This window comes from Mesorhizobium sp. M7A.F.Ca.US.005.03.2.1, assembly GCF_003997795.1.
GTDB classification, from domain to species: Bacteria; Pseudomonadota; Alphaproteobacteria; order Rhizobiales; family Rhizobiaceae; genus Mesorhizobium; species Mesorhizobium ciceri.
The window spans coordinates 1-879 of the sequence record NZ_RZRP01001395.1 but is presented as its reverse complement, the minus strand read 5'-3'; the positions used below and the strand labels follow the sequence as shown (position 1 = coordinate 879).

General features: G+C 63.8%; 1 protein-coding gene. It reads left to right on the top strand.

The window, feature by feature from the left end:
* Nucleotides 1-3 precede the first annotated feature (3 nt).
* The coding region (locus EN991_RS38035; RefSeq protein WP_164769748.1) for an ABC transporter ATP-binding protein at nt 4-879 on the top strand (876 nt) is incomplete at its 3' end.

Genomic DNA, 879 nt, shown 5'->3' with positions numbered 1-879 from the left:
GCATTGACCCAGATCGAGCTTCGCGGCGTCCAGAAATTCTTCGGCGCCGTCCAGGTCATCAAGGACCTGAATCTCAAGATCGCCGACAACGAGTTCATCGTGCTGCTCGGCCAATCGGGCTGCGGCAAGACGACGACGCTGCGCGCCATCGCCGGGCTGGAAACCATCGACGAGGGCGACATCTTCATCGACGGCAAGCCGGTGCAGCATTTGAAGGCCGCCGACCGCGACATCGCCATGGTGTTCCAGTCGTTCTCGCTCTATCCGCATATGAGCGTCTACGAGAACATCGCCTTCCCCTTGCGCGCCACGCGCAAGAGCAAGACGGAGATCGACAGCGAGGTGCGTTCGGTCGCCAAGACGCTGCAGATCACCGATCTGCTGGACAAGAAGCCGTCGGCGCTCTCGGGTGGCGACATGCAGCGCGTCGCCATTGGCCGCGCTCTGGTGCGGCGACCGAAGGCCATGCTGATGGATGAGCCGATCGGCGCGCTCGACGCCAAGCTGCGCGAGGAGATGCGCGCGGAAATCAAGCGGCTGCACATCAAGCAGGGCTCGACCACCATCTATGTCACGCACGACCAGATCGAGGCCATGAGCCTGGCCGACCGCATCGTCATCATGCACGCAGGCGTCTTGCAACAGGTCGGCACGCCCGACGAGGTCTATTCGCAGCCGGCAAATCTGTTCGTGGCGCAATTCGTCGGCAGCCCGGTGATGAATGTCACCGATGCCGCAGTCGCCGAGACCGGATCCGCGGTCTCGGTAACGGTCGGCGGCGCGGCTTCTGGCTTCGAATTTCCGCAGGCATTGCTGTCGAAGCTCAACGGCCATGCCGGGCGGGAGCTCGCGCTGGGCATTCGCCCGGAGGGCGTGCTC